The 20,666-nt window shown below is 61.9% G+C and carries 19 protein-coding genes and 2 tRNA genes; 16 read left to right on the top strand and 5 right to left on the bottom strand.

Annotated elements, in window-relative coordinates; genetic code table 11:
* The first annotated feature begins 15 nt into the window (after nt 1–15).
* The 7 genes from phoR to AC56KZ_RS02950 all read left to right on the top strand — a co-directional run bounded on the left by phoR (nt 16) and on the right by AC56KZ_RS02950 (nt 8,507).
* On the top strand, nt 16–1,308 hold the full coding sequence (phoR, locus tag AC56KZ_RS02980; protein ID WP_497160637.1) for a phosphate regulon sensor histidine kinase PhoR: 1,293 nt from the start codon (nt 16–18) through the stop codon (nt 1,306–1,308).
* Between the two features lie 110 nt (nt 1,309–1,418).
* On the top strand, nt 1,419–2,339 hold the full coding sequence (locus AC56KZ_RS02975; RefSeq protein WP_497160636.1) for a patatin-like phospholipase family protein: 921 nt from the start codon (nt 1,419–1,421) through the stop codon (nt 2,337–2,339).
* A gap of 35 nt (nt 2,340–2,374) precedes the next feature.
* Entirely contained in the window at nt 2,375–2,779 is a 405-nt protein-coding gene (locus tag AC56KZ_RS02970; RefSeq protein ID WP_497160635.1) for a heme-binding protein, read from the top strand.
* 256 nt (nt 2,780–3,035) lie between these two features.
* Nucleotides 3,036–4,217 (top strand): glutamine-hydrolyzing carbamoyl-phosphate synthase small subunit, encoded by a 1,182-nt coding sequence (carA, locus tag AC56KZ_RS02965; RefSeq protein ID WP_497160634.1) that lies wholly within the window; start codon nt 3,036–3,038, stop codon nt 4,215–4,217.
* Nucleotides 4,218–7,448, top strand: coding sequence for a carbamoyl-phosphate synthase large subunit (carB, locus tag AC56KZ_RS02960; protein ID WP_497160633.1), 3,231 nt, complete (start codon nt 4,218–4,220; stop codon nt 7,446–7,448). It begins immediately after the preceding gene.
* A 109-nt stretch (nt 7,449–7,557) separates the two neighbouring features.
* Nucleotides 7,558–8,037: a transcription elongation factor GreA gene (gene greA / locus AC56KZ_RS02955; protein WP_497160632.1), complete on the top strand. Its 480-nt coding sequence runs from the start codon at nt 7,558–7,560 to the stop codon at nt 8,035–8,037.
* Nucleotides 8,038–8,057: 20 nt separating this feature from the next.
* On the top strand, nt 8,058–8,507 hold the full coding sequence (locus tag AC56KZ_RS02950) for a DUF4149 domain-containing protein (protein WP_497160631.1): 450 nt from the start codon (nt 8,058–8,060) through the stop codon (nt 8,505–8,507).
* A 57-nt stretch (nt 8,508–8,564) separates the two neighbouring features.
* Here AC56KZ_RS02950 and AC56KZ_RS02945 read toward each other — a convergent pair whose 3' ends face one another.
* Complete coding sequence (locus AC56KZ_RS02945) at nt 8,565–9,035, bottom strand: YhbY family RNA-binding protein (RefSeq protein WP_497160630.1); 471 nt, start codon at nt 9,033–9,035, stop codon at nt 8,565–8,567.
* 44 nt (nt 9,036–9,079) lie between these two features.
* On the opposite strand from AC56KZ_RS02945, the gene AC56KZ_RS02940 reads away from it, so the two are divergent.
* From AC56KZ_RS02940 to AC56KZ_RS02915, 6 genes are all read left to right on the top strand, one after another.
* Nucleotides 9,080–9,766 (top strand): RlmE family RNA methyltransferase, encoded by a 687-nt coding sequence (locus tag AC56KZ_RS02940; protein WP_497160629.1) that lies wholly within the window; start codon nt 9,080–9,082, stop codon nt 9,764–9,766.
* Between the two features lie 209 nt (nt 9,767–9,975).
* Nucleotides 9,976–11,862 (top strand): ATP-dependent zinc metalloprotease FtsH, encoded by a 1,887-nt coding sequence (gene ftsH / locus AC56KZ_RS02935; RefSeq protein ID WP_497160628.1) that lies wholly within the window; start codon nt 9,976–9,978, stop codon nt 11,860–11,862.
* 73 nt (nt 11,863–11,935) lie between these two features.
* Nucleotides 11,936–12,772: a dihydropteroate synthase gene (folP, locus tag AC56KZ_RS02930; protein WP_497160627.1), complete on the top strand. Its 837-nt coding sequence runs from the start codon at nt 11,936–11,938 to the stop codon at nt 12,770–12,772.
* 24 nt (nt 12,773–12,796) lie between these two features.
* Complete coding sequence (gene glmM / locus AC56KZ_RS02925; RefSeq protein WP_497160626.1) at nt 12,797–14,134, top strand: phosphoglucosamine mutase; 1,338 nt, start codon at nt 12,797–12,799, stop codon at nt 14,132–14,134.
* Between the two features lie 55 nt (nt 14,135–14,189).
* Nucleotides 14,190–14,266, top strand: a tRNA-Pro gene (locus tag AC56KZ_RS02920).
* 65 nt (nt 14,267–14,331) lie between these two features.
* Nucleotides 14,332–14,408: transfer RNA gene (locus tag AC56KZ_RS02915), tRNA-Arg, on the top strand.
* 23 nt (nt 14,409–14,431) lie between these two features.
* On the opposite strand, the gene AC56KZ_RS02910 is transcribed toward AC56KZ_RS02915, so the two are convergent.
* Nucleotides 14,432–14,620 carry a hypothetical protein gene (locus tag AC56KZ_RS02910; RefSeq protein WP_497160625.1) on the bottom strand — a complete coding sequence of 63 codons (189 nt, stop codon included), beginning with the start codon at nt 14,618–14,620 and terminating at the stop codon, nt 14,432–14,434.
* A gap of 533 nt (nt 14,621–15,153) precedes the next feature.
* Here AC56KZ_RS02910 and AC56KZ_RS02905 point away from each other — a divergent pair.
* Entirely contained in the window at nt 15,154–15,663 is a 510-nt protein-coding gene (locus AC56KZ_RS02905; RefSeq protein ID WP_497160624.1) for a hypothetical protein, read from the top strand.
* A gap of 379 nt (nt 15,664–16,042) precedes the next feature.
* Complete coding sequence (locus AC56KZ_RS02900; RefSeq protein ID WP_497160623.1) at nt 16,043–16,327, top strand: hypothetical protein; 285 nt, start codon at nt 16,043–16,045, stop codon at nt 16,325–16,327.
* Between the two features lie 98 nt (nt 16,328–16,425).
* Here the strand turns inward: AC56KZ_RS02900 and AC56KZ_RS02895 are convergent, their stop codons facing one another.
* Nucleotides 16,426–16,917, bottom strand: coding sequence for an Rv1443c family protein (locus AC56KZ_RS02895; protein WP_497160622.1), 492 nt, complete (start codon nt 16,915–16,917; stop codon nt 16,426–16,428).
* Nucleotides 16,918–17,002: 85 nt separating this feature from the next.
* Complete coding sequence (locus AC56KZ_RS02890) at nt 17,003–18,115, bottom strand: M28 family peptidase (RefSeq protein ID WP_497160621.1); 1,113 nt, start codon at nt 18,113–18,115, stop codon at nt 17,003–17,005.
* A 201-nt stretch (nt 18,116–18,316) separates the two neighbouring features.
* On the opposite strand from AC56KZ_RS02890, the gene AC56KZ_RS02885 reads away from it, so the two are divergent.
* On the top strand, nt 18,317–19,288 hold the full coding sequence (locus tag AC56KZ_RS02885) for an MBL fold metallo-hydrolase (RefSeq protein ID WP_497160620.1): 972 nt from the start codon (nt 18,317–18,319) through the stop codon (nt 19,286–19,288).
* On the opposite strand, the gene AC56KZ_RS02880 is transcribed toward AC56KZ_RS02885, so the two are convergent.
* Nucleotides 19,285–20,565, bottom strand: coding sequence for a family 1 glycosylhydrolase (locus AC56KZ_RS02880; RefSeq protein WP_497160619.1), 1,281 nt, complete (start codon nt 20,563–20,565; stop codon nt 19,285–19,287). The two genes, AC56KZ_RS02885 and AC56KZ_RS02880, sit on opposite strands and share 4 nt — an antisense overlap.
* Nucleotides 20,566–20,666 lie beyond the last annotated feature (101 nt).

The following is a 20,666-nucleotide window of genomic DNA, read 5'->3' as shown; positions in this document are numbered from 1 at the left end:
CAAGCCGAAGGTCCGATGAATCCAAAACTGCTGTTCTGGGTGCCGGCGCTGCTGCGCCTGGCCACCGTCTTCGTGGTGGGCGCCATCGTCTGGTGGCTGGCCGGGCCGGTCGCCGGCCTCGGGCTGGCGCTGGCTGGCGCCGTCATTGCCCTGTTCGTGCAGCTGTCCTACCTGCACCAGCTGGGGGAATGGCTGAACGACCCGCAGTCCGGGCGCCTGCCCGACGGCTGGGGCGCCTGGACCGATGTCTTCGCGCGCCTGTACCGCCTGCGCCGCGAGGACGAGCGCAACCAGAAGGAACTGGCCGAATGGCTGGCGCGTTTTCGCCAGGCGATGGCGCTGCTGCCGGAAGGCGTGGCCATCATGGACGACGTGCTCTTCCTCGAATGGTGCAACCCGGCCGTCGAGCGCCACCTGGGCCTGACGCTCGAGCGCGACAAGGGCCTGCGCGTGACCAACCTGGTGCGCCATCCGGACTTCATCGACTACATCATCCTCGGGCGCTACGAACAGCCCCTGAGCCTGTCGCTACGCGGGCGCAAGATCGAATGCCGCATCATCCCCTTTGAAAACCGGCGCCAGATCCTGGTCACGCACGACGCCACCGACACCGAGCGGGTCGAGGCGATGCGGCGCGACTTCATCGCCAACGCCTCGCACGAACTGCGCACGCCGCTGACCGTCATCGTCGGCTTCCTCGAGATCGCGCTGTCCGATCCCGGCATGGACGCCGCCACCCGCGAAGCCCACCTGACGCTGATGACGGAGCAGGGCCAGCGCATGCAGCGCCTGATCGGCGACATGCTGACGCTGTCGCGCCTGGAGTCCGACGAAGTGCCGCTGCGGCGCGAGCGCGTCGACATCAAGGCGCTGGTCGACTCGGTCGCTTCGGAAGCGCGTGCGCTCTCCAGTGGCAGGCACCAGATCGAGGTGACGGTCGACGGGCCGGATGTGATGGGCAGCAGCGAGGAACTGCGCAGCGCTTTTGCCAACCTGGCGTCGAACGCGGTGCGTTATTCCCCGGATGGCGGCACGATCGCGCTGGCCTGGCGCCGCTCCGGGGCCGACCTGGAGTTTTCGGTGCAGGATTGCGGCATCGGCATCGAGCCCCAGCACATCGCACGCCTGACCGAGCGCTTCTACCGCGTCGATAAAAGCCGCTCGCGCGAGACCCAGGGCACGGGGCTCGGACTGGCGATCGTCAAGCACGTGCTGCTGCGCCATGGCGGGCGCCTGAAGATCAGTTCGACGGCGGGGAAGGGGAGTACGTTCACGGCGTCCTTGCCGAATACGTCGCTGCCGGGGTAGGGCGGGCCGGTTTTCGTAGGGTGGGCTCCGCCCACGCGGTATGGAACGCCGCCTCATCCAAACGCTTCGTGTGCGCGGTACAATCGGGGATTGCCCCCTTCGACCCTGCCATGTTCTCTCGACGTATTTCCATCATCGCGCTCGGCGCGCTTTTCCTGACCGCCTGCGGCAGCACGCCTCCGCCGGCGCCAGTGCCGGTCGCCGTCCAGGCCGCAGTTCAGCCCCCTTCGGCACCACCCAAGAAAATCAGGATCGGCCTCGCCCTCGGCGGCGGCGCGGCGCGCGGCTTTGCCCACATCGGCGTGATCAAGGCCCTGGAAGCCCAGGGCATCTTCCCCGAGATCGTGGTCGGCACCAGCGCCGGTTCGGTGGTGGGCGCGCTGTACGCGTCGGGCTATAACGGCTTCCGGCTGCAGCGCACGGCGATGGAGATGGACGAGGCGACGATCTCCGACTGGGCGCTGCCGCTGTTTTCGCGCTCGTCCGGCGTGCTCAAGGGCGAGGCGCTGCAGAACTACGTCAACAAGGCGGTGAACAACGTGCCGATGGAGCGCTTCAAGATCCGCTTCGGCGCCGTCGCCACCGACATCAAGACCGGTGAAGCGGTACTGTTCAACAAAGGTAACGCAGGCCTGGCGGTGCGCGCCTCGTCCAGCGTGCCGAGCGTGTTCCAGCCCGTGAAAATCGGCGCCAAGACCTTTGTCGACGGCGGCCTGGTGGCCCCGGTGCCGGTCAGGTTCGTGCGCGACATGGGCGCCGATTTCATCATCGCGGTTAATATCTCCACCCAGGCCGATACCCAGGCCACAACCAGTTCGCTCGACGTGCTGATGCAGACCTTCAGTATCATGGGCCAGCGCATCAACCACTACGAACTGAAGGACGCGGACATCGTCATCACGCCGGCGCTGGGCAAGATGGGCAGCGCCGATTTCACTGGCCGCAACCTCGCAATTCTTGCCGGAGAACAGGCGGCGGCCCAGGCCATGCCGCAGATTAAAGCCAAGCTCCGCGCCCGACAGCAACCCTGACTTCAACGACAGCCACTTAACGCACGAGGAAAAACATGAAAACCAAACCGATGCTGACCCTGGACGACGTCAAGACCATCGCGGCCGCCGCCGAAGCCGAAGCGCGCGCCAACGGCTGGGCCGTCACGATTGCCATCGTCGACGACGGCGGCCACCTGCTGTGGCTGCAGCGCCTGGACGAAGCGCCGCCGATCTCGGCGCAGATCGCGCCTGGCAAGGCGCGCACCGCCGCGCTGGGACGGCGCGAGTCGAAGTCCTACGAGGATGTGATCAATGGCGGGCGCGTGTCTTTCCTGTCCGCGCCGGGGCTGGAAGGCATGCTCGAGGGCGGCGTTCCGATCATCGTTGGCGGCCAGGTGGTCGGCGCGGTCGGCGTCTCGGGCGTGAAGTCGAACGAGGACGCGCAGATCGCCAGGGCGGGGATCGCTGCGCTCAAATGAATTGAAACCCGAAAAAACACGGCTCATCTGTAGGCAAACATCGTGATTTCCGGGGCCGCATTTCCTGGGCCGCATTGCTGGAACCCTGGATTCGCGCTATAATTTGGGGGTTTAGCCATTCACTTACTTGCCGTAGCGCCTACCCTTCATTCCTCATTCACACTCCTTCCACAGCACGGACATGCCACATCGTCCGCAGGCTCCTGGATGCCGGTCTGACGTGGCGCTGCTACGGTAACTTTATTGGGAGTTACCCTTGCCGCCATTTTTTTCTGGCCCTGCCGTCCCGGCCATCCTGGCTCTTGCGGACGGAACGATTTTTCGAGGTGTTTCCATCGGTGCCGCCGGCCACACGACCGGTGAAGTGGTGTTCAATACGGCCATTACTGGTTACCAGGAAATCCTGACCGACCCCAGCTACTCGCGCCAGATCGTCACCCTGACCTACCCGCACATCGGCAACTACGGCGTCAACGCCGCCGACGTCGAGGCGAGCAAGGTCCACGCCGCAGGCCTGATCATCCGCGACCTGCCGCTCATGGCATCGAACTTCCGCTCCACCCAGTCGCTCGGCGACTACCTGAAGGCGGAAAACGTCGTCGCCATCTCGAACATCGACACCCGCAAGCTGACCCGTTTGCTGCGCGAGAAGGGCGCCCAGGCCGGCGCCATCCTGACCGGCACCCAGGGCAACCAGCCCTCGGAAGCGCAGGCGCTGGAACTGGCGCGCTCCTTCCCGGGCCTGGCCGGCATGGACCTGGCCAAGGTGGTGTCGGTCAAGGAACCGTATGTGTTCACCGAGACCGAATGGAAGCTGGGCACGGGCTTCGGCAAGCAGGACAACCCGCGCTACCACGTCGTCGCTTTCGACTACGGCGTCAAGCGCAACATCCTGCGCATGCTGGCCGAGCGCGGCTGCAAGGTCACGGTGCTGCCGGCGCAGTCGACCGCCGCCGACGCCATGGCCCTGAACCCGGACGGGATCTTCCTGGCCAACGGCCCGGGCGACCCGGAACCCTGCGACTACGCCATCAAGGCCACCGCGGAACTGATCGAGCAGGGCATCCCGACCTTCGGCATCTGCCTCGGGCACCAGATCATGGCGCTCGCCTCCGGCGCCAAGACGATGAAGATGAAGTTCGGCCACCACGGCGCGAACCACCCGGTGCAGGACCTGGACACGAAGAAGGTGTTGATCACCTCGCAGAACCACGGTTTTGCGGTCGATCCGGAGACGCTGCCCGCGAACTGCCGCGTGACGCACGTGTCGCTGTTCGACGGTTCGCTGCAGGGTTTCGCCCGTACCGACAAACCGGCCTTCTGCTTCCAGGGCCACCCGGAAGCCTCGCCCGGCCCGACCGACGTAGCCTACCTGTTTGACCGCTTCATCAGCCTGATGCAAACGGATGGAAAAAAGCAAGTGCAGGAGAATAACTAAATGCCTAAGCGTAGTGATATCAAGACCATCCTGATCATCGGCGCGGGTCCGATCATCATCGGCCAGGCCGCCGAGTTCGACTATTCCGGCGCCCAGGCCTGCAAGGCCCTGCGCGACGAAGGCTACAAGGTCGTCCTCGTCAACAGCAATCCGGCCACGATCATGACCGACCCGGAAATGGCCGACGTGACCTATATCGAGCCGATCACCTGGAAGGTCGTCGAAAGCATCATCGAAAAAGAGCGCCCGGACGCGATCCTGCCGACCATGGGCGGCCAGACCGCGCTCAACTGCGCGCTCGACCTGCACCACAATGGCGTACTGAAAAAATACAATGTCGAACTGATCGGCGCTTCGCCGGAAGCGATCGACAAGGCCGAGGACCGCCTGAAGTTCAAGGACGCGATGACGAAGATCGGCCTGGGTTCGGCGCGTTCCGGCGTGGCGCACAGCATGGAAGAAGCGCGCGTCGTGCAGCGCGAACTGGGCTTCCCGACCGTCATCCGTCCTTCGTTCACGATGGGCGGCAGCGGCGGCGGCATTGCCTACAACGCGGAAGAATTCGACAGCATCTGCAAGCGCGGCCTGGAAGCCTCGCCGACCTCGGAGCTGCTCATCGAAGAGTCGCTGCTGGGCTGGAAAGAGTACGAGATGGAAGTCGTGCGCGACAAGGCGGACAACTGCATCATCATCTGCTCGATCGAGAACCTCGACCCGATGGGTGTGCACACCGGCGACTCGATCACGGTGGCGCCGGCGCAGACGCTGACCGACAAGGAATACCAGATCATGCGCAATGCGTCGATCGCGGTGCTGCGCGAAATCGGCGTCGACACCGGCGGCTCGAACGTGCAGTTCGCGATCAACCCGCAGGATGGGCGCATGATCGTCATCGAGATGAACCCGCGCGTCTCGCGCTCCTCGGCCCTGGCCTCGAAAGCGACCGGCTTCCCGATCGCGAAAGTCGCGGCCAAGCTGGCCGTCGGGTTCACCCTGGACGAACTGCGCAACGAAATCACCGGCGGCGCGACCCCGGCCTCCTTCGAGCCATCGATCGATTACGTGGTCGTCAAGATCCCGCGCTTCGCCTTCGAAAAATTCCCGGCCGCCGACAACCACCTGACCACGCAGATGAAATCGGTGGGCGAGGTGATGGCGATGGGCCGCACCTTCCAGGAATCGTTCCAGAAGGCCTTGCGCGGGCTGGAAGTGGGCGTCGACGGCCTCAATGAAATGACGCGCGACCGCGAAGTCATCGAAGAAGAACTCGGCGAGCCGGGTCCGGAGCGCATCTGGTACGTGGGCGATGCGTTTGCCCAGGGCTTCACGCTGGAAGAAGTGCACCAGCTGACGAAAATCGATCCGTGGTTTCTCATCCAGATCAAGGAAATCGTCGACATCGAACTCTGGCTGGATCACCAGAAGCTTGAAAGCCTGGACAAGCCGACGCTCTACAAGCTCAAGCAAAAGGGCTTCTCCGACGCGCGCATGGCCTTCCTGATGCACACCACCCAGGCCGCGGTGCGCGAGCGCCGCCACGCCCTGGGCATCCGCCCGGTCTACAAGCGGGTCGACACCTGCGCCGCCGAGTTCGCGACCGATACCGCCTACATGTACTCGACCTACGACGAGGAGTGCGAGGCCAAGCCGACCGACCGCAAGAAGATCATGGTGCTGGGCGGTGGTCCGAACCGCATCGGCCAGGGCATCGAGTTCGACTACTGCTGCGTGCACGCGGCCCTGGCCATGCGCGAAGACGGCTACGAGACCATCATGGTCAACTGCAATCCGGAGACCGTGTCGACCGACTACGACACCTCGGACCGCCTGTATTTCGAGTCGCTGACGCTGGAAGACGTGCTGGAAATCGTCGACCTGGAAAAGCCGGTGGGCGTGATCGTGCAGTACGGCGGCCAGACGCCGCTGAAGCTGGCGCTCGACCTGGAGGCGAACGGCGTGCCGATCGTCGGCACCTCGCCCGACATGATCGACGCCGCCGAAGACCGCGAGCGCTTCCAGCAATTGCTGCAGCAGCTGGGCCTGCGCCAGCCGCCGAACCGTACCGCCCGCACCGAGCCCGAAGCGCTCGAACTGGCAAAGGAAATCGGCTATCCGCTGGTGGTGCGCCCGTCCTATGTGCTGGGTGGCCGCGCGATGGAAATCGTGCATGAACAGCGCGACCTCGAGCGCTACATGCGCGAAGCGGTCAAGGTATCGCACGATTCGCCGGTGCTGCTCGACCGCTTCCTGAACGACGCCATCGAAGTCGACGTCGACTGCATTTCGGACGGCGAGACCACCTTCATCGGCGGCGTGATGGAGCACATCGAACAGGCCGGCGTGCACTCGGGCGATTCGGCCTGCTCGCTGCCGCCTTATTCGCTGACGCAAGAGACGATCGATGAACTCAAGCGCCAGACCGCGCTGATGGCCAAGGGCCTGAATGTGGTCGGCCTGATGAACGTGCAGTTCGCGATCCAGCAGAAGGAAGAGGGCGGCAAGATCGTCGACACCGTGTTCGTGCTGGAAGTGAACCCGCGTGCATCGCGCACCGTACCCTTCGTGTCGAAGGCGACGGGCATCCAGCTGGCCAAAGTGGCGGCGCGCTGCATGGTCGGCCAGAGCTTGGCCAGCCAGGGCATCACGAAGGAAGTGACGCCGCCGTTCTACAGCGTCAAGGAAGCCGTGTTCCCGTTCGTGAAATTCCCCGGCGTCGACACCATCCTCGGACCGGAAATGAAATCCACCGGCGAAGTGATGGGCGTGGGCGAGACCTTCGGCGAAGCCTTCGTGAAATCGCAGATCGGCGCCGGCATCAAGCTGCCGACCTCGGGCCGCGTCTTCCTGTCGGTAAAGGCGTCCGACAAGCCGCGCGCGGTGCAGGTGGCGCGCGACCTGGTGGCGATGGGCTTCACGCTGGCCGCTACCAAGGGCACCGCCGCCGTCATCTCCGCCGCCGGCCTGCCGGTGCTGGCCGTGAACAAGGTGATCGAGGGCCGTCCGCACGTGGTCGACATGATCAAGAACCACGAAATCGAGATGGTCATCAATACGGTCGAGGAAAAGCGCAGTGCGATCGTCGACTCGCGTACCATCCGCACCTCGGCCCTGGCCTCGCGCGTGGTGACCTACACGACCATCGCCGGCGCCGAAGCGGCGATCCAGGGCATGCGCCATGTCGACGCGATTCGGGTCTATGATTTACAAGGCCTGCATAAAACCTTAAACTAGAACCCAAGCAGTACCCGTCAAACCACAGAGCTCGCGCGGCTTGCGTCGTGCGCCTCTGTGGTTTTCGCTTGGTACGTCCACACACATCGGAAAGCAGAAGTAGAGACACATGAACAATACCGTCCCACTCACCAAATACGGTTCCGAGCTCCTGAAGGCGGAACTGCATCAGCTCAAGACCAAGGAGCGCCGCAGCGTCATCGACGCCATCTCCGAAGCGCGTTCGCACGGCGACCTCTCCGAGAACGCCGAATACGACGCCGCCAAGGAACGCCAGGCCTTCGTCGAAGGCCGCATCGCCGAACTCGAAAGCAAGCTCTCGACGGCGCAGATCATCGATCCGGCCACGCTCGACGCCGAAGGCCGCGTGGTCTTCGCCTCGACCGTCGACCTCGAGGACCTCGACTCGGGCCAGAAGGTCAGCTACCAGATCGTCGGCCTCGACGAAGCGGACCTGAAGGTGAACAAGGTGTCGGTGACCTCGCCGATCGCGCGCGCCCTGATCGGCAAGTACGCCGGCGACGTGGTCGAAGTGCAGGCGCCATCCGGCCCGCGCGAATACGAAATCCTGGAAGTACGCTACATTTGATGGCGCCTCCCGGGGGGCGCTTGCAGGGTCGCCTGAGTGCTGCCAGGCTGCTGGTGGCGGCATTCTGGGCCGGCGCTCTCTGGGTGCTGGGCTATATCGCCGCACCGGCCGTGTTCAGTGTGGTGAGCGGTCCGCTGGCCGGCGAGATCGTGGGGACTTTCCTGCGGCGCCTGGCGTGGATCAGCTTTGCCTGCGCCGCGCTGATGCTGGTGCTGGTGCGGCTGTCGCCGGACCTGGCGCCCGGACGCCGGCGTTACCTGAATTTGCTGGTGCTGGCCATGCTGGCCTGCGCGCTGGTGATGTTCGTCGGCCTGCAGCCGGCGATGGCGGCGCTGCGCGAAGCGGCGGGGCCGGGCGGGGTGCGACATTCGCCCCAATGGACGCAATTTGCCGTGCTGCATGGCGTGTCGCAGCTGTTCCACGTGATCGAGAGCGTGCTGGCGCTGGTATTGATCGTGAAAAGCCGCTGACGAAAAAAAACCGGAGGCAAGCTCCGGTTTCAGTGACCTGTTCAGTGACTTGTTGAGTTACTTGTTCAACGAGTTTTTCTTGGTGCTGGCCTGGCGCGGCTTGGCGCGCTTGATGTTGCCTCCGGCGGTGACCCGCTCGTTTCCCTTGATCATGACCTTGGTGACGCTCGGCTTCTTGGTGCCGCTGGCGCTGGCCTTGACGATGGTGACTTCGCGCATGCCCTTGCCGGCCTTGCTGCTGCGTTCCTTGACTACCTCGACCTTCGGGCGGTACAGGACCAGCAGCTTGCCGATGTGCTGGATCGGGGCGGCATCGAGTTCTTCGCAGATTTTTGCGTACATGGCGACGCGCGCTTCGCGATCGTCGCCGAAGACACGGACCTTGAGCAGGCCGTGCGCGTCGAGGCTGGCCGCGATTTCCTTCATCACGGATTCAGTCAGCCCCGATTCGCCGATCATGACGACCGGCTTCAAACCATGGGCTTCCGCGCGCAGTGCGCTGCGCTCGACGGGTGTAAGTGTAAGCATAATAATTTTTTTGATGTACCTATAGAAAGCAGTATTCTACGCGAATGGCCAAGAACAAATCCAACCAAAACTGGTTACACGACCATATTAACGACCCGTACGTGAAGCTGGCGCAGAAAGACGGCTTCCGCGCACGTGCCGCCTATAAGCTGAAAGAAATCGACGAAGCGGAAAAACTCATCAAGCCAGGCCAGGTCATTGTCGACCTCGGCTGCACGCCTGGCAGCTGGGCCCAGTACGTGCGCCGCAAACTGTCGGGCAAGGAAGGCGGCGGCATCAACGGCACCATCATCGGCCTCGATTTGCTGCCGATGGAGCCGATTGCCGACGTCATGTTCATCCAGGGCGACTTCCGCGAAGATGTTGTATTAGACCAACTGGCGACGGTGCTCGACGGCCGCAAGCTGGACCTGGTGTTGTCGGACATGGCGCCCAACCTGTCGGGCATTCCGACCGCCGACGCTGCGCGCATGGAACATTTGATCGACCTCGCGATTGAGTTTTCTCAAATGCACCTCAAGGCGCCAGGGGCATTGTTGGTCAAGTGTTTCAAGGATATGGGCTTTACGCAGGTTGTCGAGCGCTTCCGCACCGAGTTCAAGACGGTCAAGCAAATCAAGCCGAAAGCAAGCCGCGACAAATCATCGGAAATTTTTCTGCTCGGGCGTGGTCTGAAGAATCCGGTGGAGTATAAATCCGGGGCCGGCCGCGATGCGGCACTTGATATTTGAGATCGCAGCCGCACATGCTCTCGCGTGATGCCCGGCGATATCTGTCGTCGCCGGCGCGCCCGTCCAGGTCTCCAGAACGGATGCAGCGAGTGGCAATATGGCATCATGTCGGCCTGTGCGTAGCACGGTCCGCTCGTTGCGAGTAGAATCGCGAGTAAAATCGGCAGTCTCAAATCAGTATTGGTGCGATGCGCATCGGAGGAGTTTTCGTGAATAATATGTTTTCCAAATCTGCCATCTGGGTGGTCGTCGCACTGCTGTTGTTCATGCTGTTCAAGCAGTTCGACAACACCAGCCCTGTGGGTGGCAGCAAGACCATCGCTTATTCCGAGCTGCTCGACGATGTGAAGGCGCGCCGCATCAAGGATGTCGTGATCGAGGGCCAGAACATCACGGCCACCCGTTCGGACGACACCAAGGTACGTGCTACCGCGACCGGGCTCGACCGCGGCCTGATCGGCGACCTGCGCGAAAACGGCGTGCGCTTCGACGTCAAGCCGCCGGAAGAGCCATCATTCCTGCAGCAAGTGTTCATCTCCTGGTTCCCGATGCTGCTCCTGATCGGCGTCTGGGTCTTCTTCATGCGCCAGATGCAAGGCGGCGGCAAGGGCGGGGCTTTCTCGTTCGGCAAGTCCAAAGCGCGCATGCTCGATGAAACCAACAACAGCGTCACCTTCGCCGACGTCGCCGGTTGCGACGAAGCGAAAGAAGAAGTCAGCGAAATCGTCGACTTCCTGAGGGATCCGACCAAGTTCCAGAAGCTCGGCGGTCGCATCCCGCGCGGCGTCCTGATGGTCGGTCCTCCAGGCACCGGCAAGACCCTGCTGGCGCGCGCCATTGCCGGCGAAGCGAAAGTGCCGTTCTTCTCGATCTCCGGTTCCGACTTCGTCGAGATGTTCGTCGGCGTCGGCGCATCCCGCGTGCGCGACATGTTCGAGAACGCGAAGAAGCATTCCCCTTGCATCATCTTCATCGACGAGATCGACGCGGTCGGCCGTCATCGTGGCGCCGGCATGGGCGGCGGTAACGACGAACGCGAACAGACCCTGAACCAGCTGCTGGTCGAGATGGACGGTTTCGAAGCGACGTCGGGCGTTATCGTGATCGCCGCCACCAACCGCGCCGACGTGCTCGATAAAGCACTGTTGCGTCCGGGCCGTTTCGACCGCCAGGTGATGGTGGGCCTGCCGGACATCCGTGGCCGCGAGCAGATCCTGAATGTGCACATGCGCAAGGTGCCGATCGGCGCCGACGTGAAAGCCGACATCATTGCCCGCGGTACGCCTGGCTTCTCGGGCGCCGACCTGGCCAATCTGGTGAATGAAGCGGCGCTGTTCGCTGCGCGTCGCAACAAGCGCCTGGTCGAGATGAACGATTTCGAGGATGCCAAGGACAAGATCTTCATGGGTCCCGAGCGCAAGTCGATGGTCATGCGCGAGGAAGAGCGCCGCAATACGGCTTATCACGAGTCCGGCCACGCCGTCATCGCCAAGCTCCTGCCAAAGGCCGACCCGGTGCACAAGGTCACGATCATGCCGCGCGGCTATGCGCTGGGCCTGACCTGGCAGCTGCCCGAGCACGACGCTCTGTCCGGTTACAAGGACAAGATGCTGGAAGAAATCTCGATCCTGTTCGGTGGCCGTATCGCCGAAGAGATTTTCGTCGGCCAGATGTCGACCGGCGCCTCGAACGACTTCTCGCGTGCGACCAAGCTGGCACGCTCGATGGTGACCCGTTTCGGCATGTCCGAGAGCATGGGCGTGATGGTCTACGAAGACAGCGAGAACGAAGGCTTCTTCGGCGGCGCCACCAAGACCATCTCGGAAGCGACGCAGCAGAAGGTCGACGCCGAAATCCGCGCCATCCTCGACACGCAGTACGCCCTGGCGCGCCGCCTGCTGGAGGAAAACCGCGACAAGGTCGAAATGATGACGCGCGCGCTGCTCGACTGGGAAACCATCGATGCCGAGCAGATCAACGACATCATGGCCGGCAAGGAACCGCGTCCGCCAAAAGCGGGCATGCTGACCAAGCGCCAGCCGCCCGGCGACAGCGGCTCGGGCGGTGTCGCCACCAACGCGCCCGCACCGGCTTGATCTTTCAGTAAAATCAAGTCAAAAGGCATCCCTGTGGATGCCTTTTGCTTGTTAACACTTCTTTTCTTTCCTTATGCGTCAACTCCTCCAATGCGGACGCTTCAGCTTCAGGCTGGAGCAGCGCGCGCTCGTGATGGGCATCCTGAACGTCACGCCTGATTCGTTTGCCGATGGCGGGCGCTACAACGCGCTTGAATTTGCCGTCTCGCACGCCGAGGAGATGGTGGCCGCCGGCGTCGACCTGATCGACATCGGCGGCGAATCGACGCGTCCGGGTGCGCCCGGCGTGGCAGTGGAGGAAGAGCTGCGCCGCGTGATGCCGGCGCTGTATGCGCTGCAGGGCCTGGGCGTCGCGCTGTCGGTCGATACCTGCAAGCCGGCCGTGATGCGCGAGGCAATCATTGCCGGCGCCGACATGATCAACGACATCAACGGCTTTCGTGCACCGGGGGCGGTCGACGCGGTGCAGGGCAGCGACTGCGGCCTGTGCGTGATGCACATGCAGGGCACGCCCCAGGACATGCAGGCCGATGCGACTTATACGGACGTGGTGGCCGAGGTCATCGCGTATCTGCTGGGGCGGGTGGAGGCATTGACGGCGGCCGGCATCGAGCGCGAGCGCATCTGCGTCGATCCCGGGCTTGGCTTTGGCAAGACCGTCGAACAGAACTACGCGCTGTTGCGTGCGACGGGCCGTATTCGCGATGAACTCGGCTTGCCGGTATTGACCGGCTTGTCGCGCAAATCCATGATCGGGGCGGTCACCGGGCGTCCGGTCGGAGAACGCTTGATTGGAAGCATCGCGGGCGCCTTGGCTGCTGTAGCGCAGGGCGCTAGAATTGTACGAGTGCATGATATTGCAGAGACGGTCGACGCGCTGAAGGTCTGGCGCGCGGCCACCATCGATTAAACCCCCCAATAAAAGAGAAGAAGCATGGCACGCAAATATTTCGGTACGGATGGCATTCGCGGTCAGGTTGGCATGTCGCCGATTACACCGGACTTCGTGATGCGCCTGGGCTACGCGGCCGGCAGGGTGCTGGCCAAGGACAACGTCACCGGCACCCGGCCGACGGTCCTGATTGGCAAGGACACGCGTATTTCCGGCTACATGCTGGAAGCGGCGCTGGAAGCGGGCTTTTCCGCAGCCGGCGTCGACGTGATGCTGGCCGGCCCGATGCCGACCCCGGCAATCGCCTACCTGACGCGCGCGCTGCGCCTGCAGGCCGGCGTCGTCATTTCGGCATCGCACAATCCGTTCCAGGATAACGGCATCAAGTTCTTCTCCGAGCTCGGCACCAAGCTGCCGGACAGCGTGGAACTGTCGATCGAAGCGGCGATCGACCAGCCGATGGAATGCGTCTCTTCCGACAAGCTCGGCCGTGCAACACGCCTGCGCGACGCCCAGGGCCGCTACATCGAGTTCTGCAAGAGCACCTTCCCGAACGAACTCGACCTGCGCGGCCTGAAAATTGTCGTCGACAGCGCCCACGGCGCCGCCTACAACATCGCACCGCACGTGTTCCACGAACTCGGCGCTGAAGTGATCTCGATCGGCGCCTCGCCGGACGGTTTCAACATCAACGCCGGCTTCGGCGCCACCGCGCCGAAAGCGCTGTCGGCAGCGGTGGTCGAGCACAAGGCCGACCTCGGCATCGCGCTCGACGGCGATGCCGACCGCCTGATCATGGTCGACGCCACCGGCCGCGTCTACAACGGCGACGAATTGCTCTACATCATGGTGCGCGACCGCATGTCGACCGGCCCGGTGGCCGGCGCCGTCGGCACCCTGATGACGAACATGGCGCTGGAGGTGAAGTTCAAGGAACTCGGCATCGGCTTCGCGCGCGCCAAGGTCGGCGACCGCTATGTGCTCGAAGTGATGCAGGAACGCGGCTGGCTGTTCGGCGGCGAGGGTTCCGGCCACCTGCTGGCGCTCGACAAGCACACCACCGGCGACGGCATCGTCTCGTCGCTGCAGGTGCTGTCCGCGCTCAAGCGCAGCGGCAAGTCGCTGGAAGCCTGCTGCAGCGAGCTGACCCTGTATCCGCAAACCCTGATCAACAAGCGCGTCGCGCCAGGCTTCGACTGGACCCGCGATGCGGGCATGGTGGCCGAGAAAGAAGCGGTCGAGCGCGAACTCGGCGACACCGGCCGCGTCCTGATCCGTGCTTCGGGCACCGAACCGCTGATCCGGGTGATGGTCGAGGCCAAGAGCGCCGAGCTCGCCGACAGCATGGCGCGCCGCATCGCCGACAAGCTCGCGGCCTGAACCCGGGGCCGCGCGCATTGACGCGGCTACCTCCGGAGAGTATGATGAAGGTATTCGGAGTGTAGCGCAGCCCGGTAGCGCACCTGGTTTGGGACCAGGGGGTCCAAGGTTCGAATCCTTGTACTCCGACCAGTTTTATAAACGGGCCGTCTTCGACGGCCCGTTTTCATTTCCGCCGGCAATTCTGCCGGCAAATACTGCCCATAGCTCAGTTGGATAGAGCATCAGCCTTCTAAGCTGAGGGTCGCAGGTTCGATTCCTGCTGGGCAGGCCAGTAAATTCCCTCTAGTTCGTGCGTTAAATTTCTTTACCTGTAACACCATCCAATACAAAGTCAACCCGGTGGCCAGTGTCTTCGATGGCTTCCCTGACCTCATTCGCCGTAGCGCAACCCGTCACGGCGTAGATCTCCTCCTCGCCAGCGAACAGGCGGCCAGACATCTTCCCCGAAGGCGTACGGTACACATGCAAAACATACTGGGTCATGATTTTTCTCCCTTTTGAGAACTCCAGCAGCAAGCTGGCAGACGAATCGATCTTACGCCCGCAGGCGTAGATACCCTAGGAAGAGTTTCAGCCCGCTTTGGTCGGATGGGATGTGCGCGGAACTGGACCGTACTATCCAATCTTTTAAAAAGACGGCAACAGAAGAATTAGCGATAAACCAGATATCTCATGATGAATTTCTCGAGAATATATATCGAACTTTGCTATCCGAGCTGCTGCAAACTCACTGCAATACAAACGCCAGCGACGCGACATCTTTTTGGCACGTTCAAGTTTTGTTGAAATCAGCCACGCGTTGATTATACTGATTTTACATGAGGCCGCCTGGAAGACAGCTTTTTATCCGTCAACTTTATTAAATGAAAAATTACAAGGGAAAAACACTCTTCGAGTTTTTTCTTTGGAGGGAGGTGTTATCTGACCAATAAATCGTGCCGCATTCTTATGCGCAAGCAACGGGAAAAATAAACGGCAAAAAATGTTTTAACCATAAGAAATGTAAGGGGGAAGACATGAAAGACCTGACTCTGATCACACTCGCTGTTGCATTAGCCGCTCCAGCCGCCTGGGCCGAAACTGACTCGGCAAATGGTCCCAGAGGAGCGCATTACGCAAACGGCTCTGCCGAACCAAACTGCACTTTAAGCACGACTACACAGGACGTCACCTGTACCGGGACTACCATCGGTGGAGTAGGAAATACCAATGCGGTAGCCGTTCTTTCAGCGACCTATTCGGGTACTGTGCAGTGCCGAAACCGTGGCGGACAGATCGTGGAAGTAAAGACGCAAACAACGGAAGGCACGTCGTCGGGGACTTTGAGACCATCCCGAAACGGGCAGTTAATGGTGCCCCCGCTTACCACCACTGCGCCAGGCGAGGATGAGTTAGAGGCAAAAGCTGTTTGCCCTAACGGAAACTGGACCAAAGAGCTGCTGGGAGGCGTAACGATGATACGTTATATATATACGCTGACCTTCGTCGGCTTCAATCAGCCATTCATTAGTAAAGTGGGGCCGTGAGAAGTCTGCCAGACTTGCGCTTATTCGCCGAATTCCAGAGAACCAGGCGAATACAAGCGTATACAACAATGGTAGGTCAGTGTGACGCGGTTCATTTTACATTGTCAGCTGCGGACACCAGGTTATCACTGGTGTCCCGCTGACATTTTCTCAAATTGTTGAGCGCTCAGTCATGCGAATAGAATTCACATTCGATTCTCGGTATGGTTCTCCGCGCCACATCGGATATGCGTACTGGAAGCTCCTATCCGGTATCTTGCTTATCGGATGTAGTGGAGGCGAAAAGGAGGCGAGCCACGCCAGCTCTTCGCAGGCATTGCTTGAGGTATCACAACAAGCTTCGGCGGAATCAAGTCTTTCGTCCGGAACAAGGAAGAGATTGGAATGGACGAAAGCATTACCGCCGGCCGCGCAAGATGAAACCGCCATACCTGGCAAAGAGTCGGCGAGTTTCGCGCAATTGAGCGCACTACCTCACCTCTCATCGCTGTCCGATCGCGAAAAGGCAGGCTTATTTATGTTGTTGCCTTCCAAAACGCCCTCGCAGCGGCTCGAGTTGATCAATTTGTATCCGAGTCTGGTCGAGCTACCGGTTCAGCAAAAGGAGGTTTTACTCAATCGACTGGAGGAAATCGTCCCGCTTACCGTCAGCGAGCGTCGATAATTTTTTTGCTTACAGTCAGTGCGAGCCCGACGAATGCAGATGCTCAGAGTGCCATGAGGCCAGCAGCAGCTATCTCACGCGCGTCAGCGAACTACACGTTATCTGTCGGCGCGCCCGGACCGCAGGGCCCGCCGGGCGAAGGTGCGTGCCAGCACCGCGTGCCTGTGCTCGAAAAACTTTTTCACGAAGAAGCGCACCATCGGCGCGCCGAAGCGGGGCGAGAACTCCAGGTTATCGGTCACGACCGTGCCAGGCGTGCCATCGTTCGAGGCCGTCACGACACGTTCATGGCGCCAGGAGCGCATCGACAGCAGCGGCGACTGCTCGACGAAGCGGTGGCCGGGATCGAATTCCACGAAGGTCAGCTTCGACATGTCGATCGGCACCAGGCCCAGCAGCAGGAACTGGCAGCGGCAGAGCGGTTTCGACAGGGTGGTGTCCTTGTCGATTCCCGTCATTCCCTTGGGAAAGGTGATCTTCAGGATGGGCCACATTTCCAGCTTGATGCCGCGGATCGAAGTCGACCAGGTCCAGACATCCTCGACAGATGCCGGTACCTCGGTCGTAAAGGAAAGTCGTACTGTCGTCATCCGGGGCCTCGCGTTGAATATTTATTGTATTTTCAACGCCCGCGCCAATTTGTTCCGTTCGCCAGCACGCATTCGTAACAATTGCTTACTTCATGCCGCGTCCCTGCCAGATGCCCAGGTATTTCGCCGCCTTCGGGTTTTTCGCATTCCATTTGGGTGTGGCCGTATCGTTGGCGATTTTCCAGATCGCCAGCGCGACGGTACGGTCGACAAGCGCCATGTTGTCGTAGTCGATCTTGTCCCAATGGTCGCCGGCGCCATGGTAGTCCGGATAGGCATAGGCCACGCTGACGGTGTGCGACGGGATGCCCTGGTCGGCCAGCGCCTGGTTGTCGCTCTGGGCAAAATACTTGTCGCTATTGACCGGGTGCTTCCAGACGCGGATCCCGGTGTCCTCGCCCGCCGCTTTCAGGATCGCGCCCACATCCGAAAAATCGAAACCGGTGACGCCGAAGGCGCGCTGTTGCGGTCCTTCGTTGTCGTCGGTGCGGCCGACCTGTTCGAGGTTGATGCCGGCGATCGTTTTCTCGATCGGGACCAGGGGATTGGCGCCGTAATAGCGCGAGCCGACCAGGCCGTGTTCCTCGCCAAAGACGGTCATGAAGACGATGCTGCGCTTCGGACGAACGTTATGGGCGGCGAAGGCTTTCGCCAGTTCGATCACGGACACGGTGCCGCTGCCGTCGTCGTTCGCGCCGTTGAAGATGCCGTCGCCCTGGCCGGGTTTCAGCCCGACGTGGTCGTAGTGCGCCGTGACCAGGATATACGTGTCCTTCAGTACCGGGTCGGAGCCGCGCAGGATGCCCACGACGTTGCGTACCTTGACGGGAACCTGCGCTGGAACCGGCGCCGGCGCTGCGTTCCTGGCGTCTTTCTTGTTGCGCTTGGGATCGATCAGGTTCCAGTCGGCCGTCTGGAAATAGCCATCGTCCCCGAGCGGTTCCAGGCCGGCGCCGCGAAATTGCGATGCGATGAATTCGGCGGCGATGTCGAGCCCGCGCGAAGGCGTGCCGCGGCCTTCGAGCGCATCCGAGGCTAGAAACGAGAGGTTGCCGCGCATCGAGGCGGCCGAGATCCGCTCGAGCACGGGGGCGACCTCGGGCGGCACCGGGGCGGCGCTGCAGGCGAGGGGCAGGGCCAGGGAAATGCCGAGCAGGGCGTGGATGGCGCGGGGAAGGGGGCGTCGAGTCAGGGGCATGGGCTTTCGCGTTCCGAAGTTGATGAATTGGCAAACCGCAGCAAGTATATCGCTGCAGGAGCGGCGGGGCTGGCCGATCGAGCGCGGCAACGCCTGTCTGTTGTTTGTCTGCAAACGAGCGACGGCCGCCGCATGTGCCTGATAATCTTCTGATATCAAACATGATCCCGTTTGCGCGGGGTCGACCATTCGGGAGCGTGTATGCGATTTTATCGTTGGCTGGGAGGCGCGGTGCTGTCTGTGGCGCTCGGATTGTCGGCGCTTGCAAATGCCCAGGCCCAGACGGCCCGGCAGGGCGACACCTTCACGCTCAAGCTGGCGGGCGGTGAGACGGCTGGTGCGGGGCCCTCCGTGAATGGCGACTCCGGCACGGTGCAGTTCATCGGCACCGCCACCGTCCTGATCCGCTATGCGGGCCTGACCATCCTCACCGACCCGAATTTTCTGCACAAGGGGGACCACGTCCACCTCGGTTACGGCCTGACTTCGCAACGCCAGACGGATCCCGCCATCCCATTCGACAAGCTGCCACCGATCGACCTGGTCATCCTCTCGCACATGCATGACGACCATTTCGACAAGCTGGTGCAGGAGCGCCTGAACCGCAACACACCGATCGTCTCGACGCGCGAGGCTGGCGAGGCGCTCAAGCGCCTGGGCTTCCGGCAGCGTTTTGTCCTGAGCGAATGGGACCGGCTGGAAGTGTCCAAGGGCAGCACCCGGCTGCGCGTGACCTCCGTGCCGGGGCGCCATGGTGCGGCGGGCGTATCGGTACTGTTGCCGAAAGTGATGGGCAGCGTGCTCGACTTCGGCGCGAATGCCGATACGCCGGATTACCGGATGTATATCAGCGGCGACACCCTCGTCTACGATGACATCCGCAGCATCCCGCAACGCTTCCCCGGCATCGATCTGGCCCTGCTGCACCTTGGCGGCACCCGTATTCTGGGCGTGTTCAAAGTCACGATGGATGGAAAGGATGGCGTCCAGATGATGCAGATCATCAAGCCAAAGAAGACCATCCCGATTCACTACAACGACTACGACGTGTTCAAGTCGCCGCTGGCTGATTTCGCACGCGAAGTCAAGGCGGCCGGCCTCGAGGACGGCGTGGTCTACCTGGCGCACGGCGATACCTACAAGTTCATGCCGCGCAAGGCGCAGCAACCCTAGCCTTGGATGGCGCCGCTGGCCGGGGACTCCGGATCGATCGACGTCACTTCGCCGCCGAATTCATGCGGCATCACGACCGGCACCTGCAGGCACATGCTCTTGGTTGGCAGTACCGCTTCCCAATCCCTGACAAGCTCCCTGTAGGCAAGGCCAACCGGGCGGATCTTGCGGTCGAGGTCGAACAGGCCCAGCGCATTGACGTTGCCCTTATTCACGCGCAGGGCGCTGTCCCAGTCGACCTGGTCGGTCAGCGAATACCAGGTGAATCCGATCAGGGGCACGCCGTTGTTGCGCACCCGCAGCACGTTCGCCCACTCCTTCTTCAACCAGTAAACGGCCTCGTCACCCATCACACCCTGGCACAGGTTGGTTTCCGTGTGCATCACCGGCAGGCGGTAGCGGTTGTAGTACTGGTGGGTAATGACCGCATAGCCAAATATCTCGCCGGCGGCGCGCGTCATGCCATCGGCCGCAACGTAATGCTCGTTGGTCTGATAGTAGTCATTGCCCATGATGCAGTGGTGCTTCAGGTTGTGCTGGAGGAAAAAATGGTAGTCCTCGCGCGACATCCCGTTGTCGAGCAGGTATTCGTACATGTCGGAATCGACGCGGCGCCCGTAATTCAGATCGAGCGCGAGGAAGCGGCGCGCGTTGTTGAATTCCGCCGGGCCGATGGCGTCGGGTGACTCCGCGTGGAAATATTCGGTCGATTCGCTCTGGATGAACAGGGCGTCGGGACGCACGGCGAGGATCGCATGCATCGCCAGGATATTTGCTTTTACTAAGTGATTAATGGCAGTTACGAACGCGGCATCGCTACGCAACTGTTCATTCCACCAACCGTAGAGCGTCGAAAAAACGGCGCAGATCCACATTTCGTTGATCGGCGTGTACATCTGCACCCAGGGATAGCGCCGGGCAAACGCGGCCGCATACGCTGCGAACAGGCTCGGGAAGTCCGGGTTCTGGAAATTGCCGATCCAGTCCGGTACGCCGAAGTGGCACAGGTCCACGATCGGCGCAATATTGCGGCGGCGCAGGTCGTGGAATGCCAGGTCGGCAAACTCCCAATCGTAGCGTTCCGGCCCGAGCAGCGTGCGGTGCAAGGGCGGCCCGTAGCGCAGCACGCGCAGGCCGATTTCCTGTACCAGGTCGAAATCGCGCTGCCAGTGGCGGTAATGACCGCATTTTTCCAGCTCATCCATGCGAATCCGGCCACCTTCGATGGTCGGATTGCTGTTCTCGATGCCGGTTGCAAAAATAAAACCTGGCTGCATGCCTACCTCCAGCGGACGCGATCGCCTGTCATGGCACCATCAGTATTGTCCACGCAGGCCCGGATTGCCAGCCCGCGCTGGCGATGTCCAGGCCAGGTCGG

The organism is Telluria sp. LT2P34, assembly GCF_059685915.1.
This window is presented reverse-complemented; position numbering and strand designations above follow the sequence as displayed.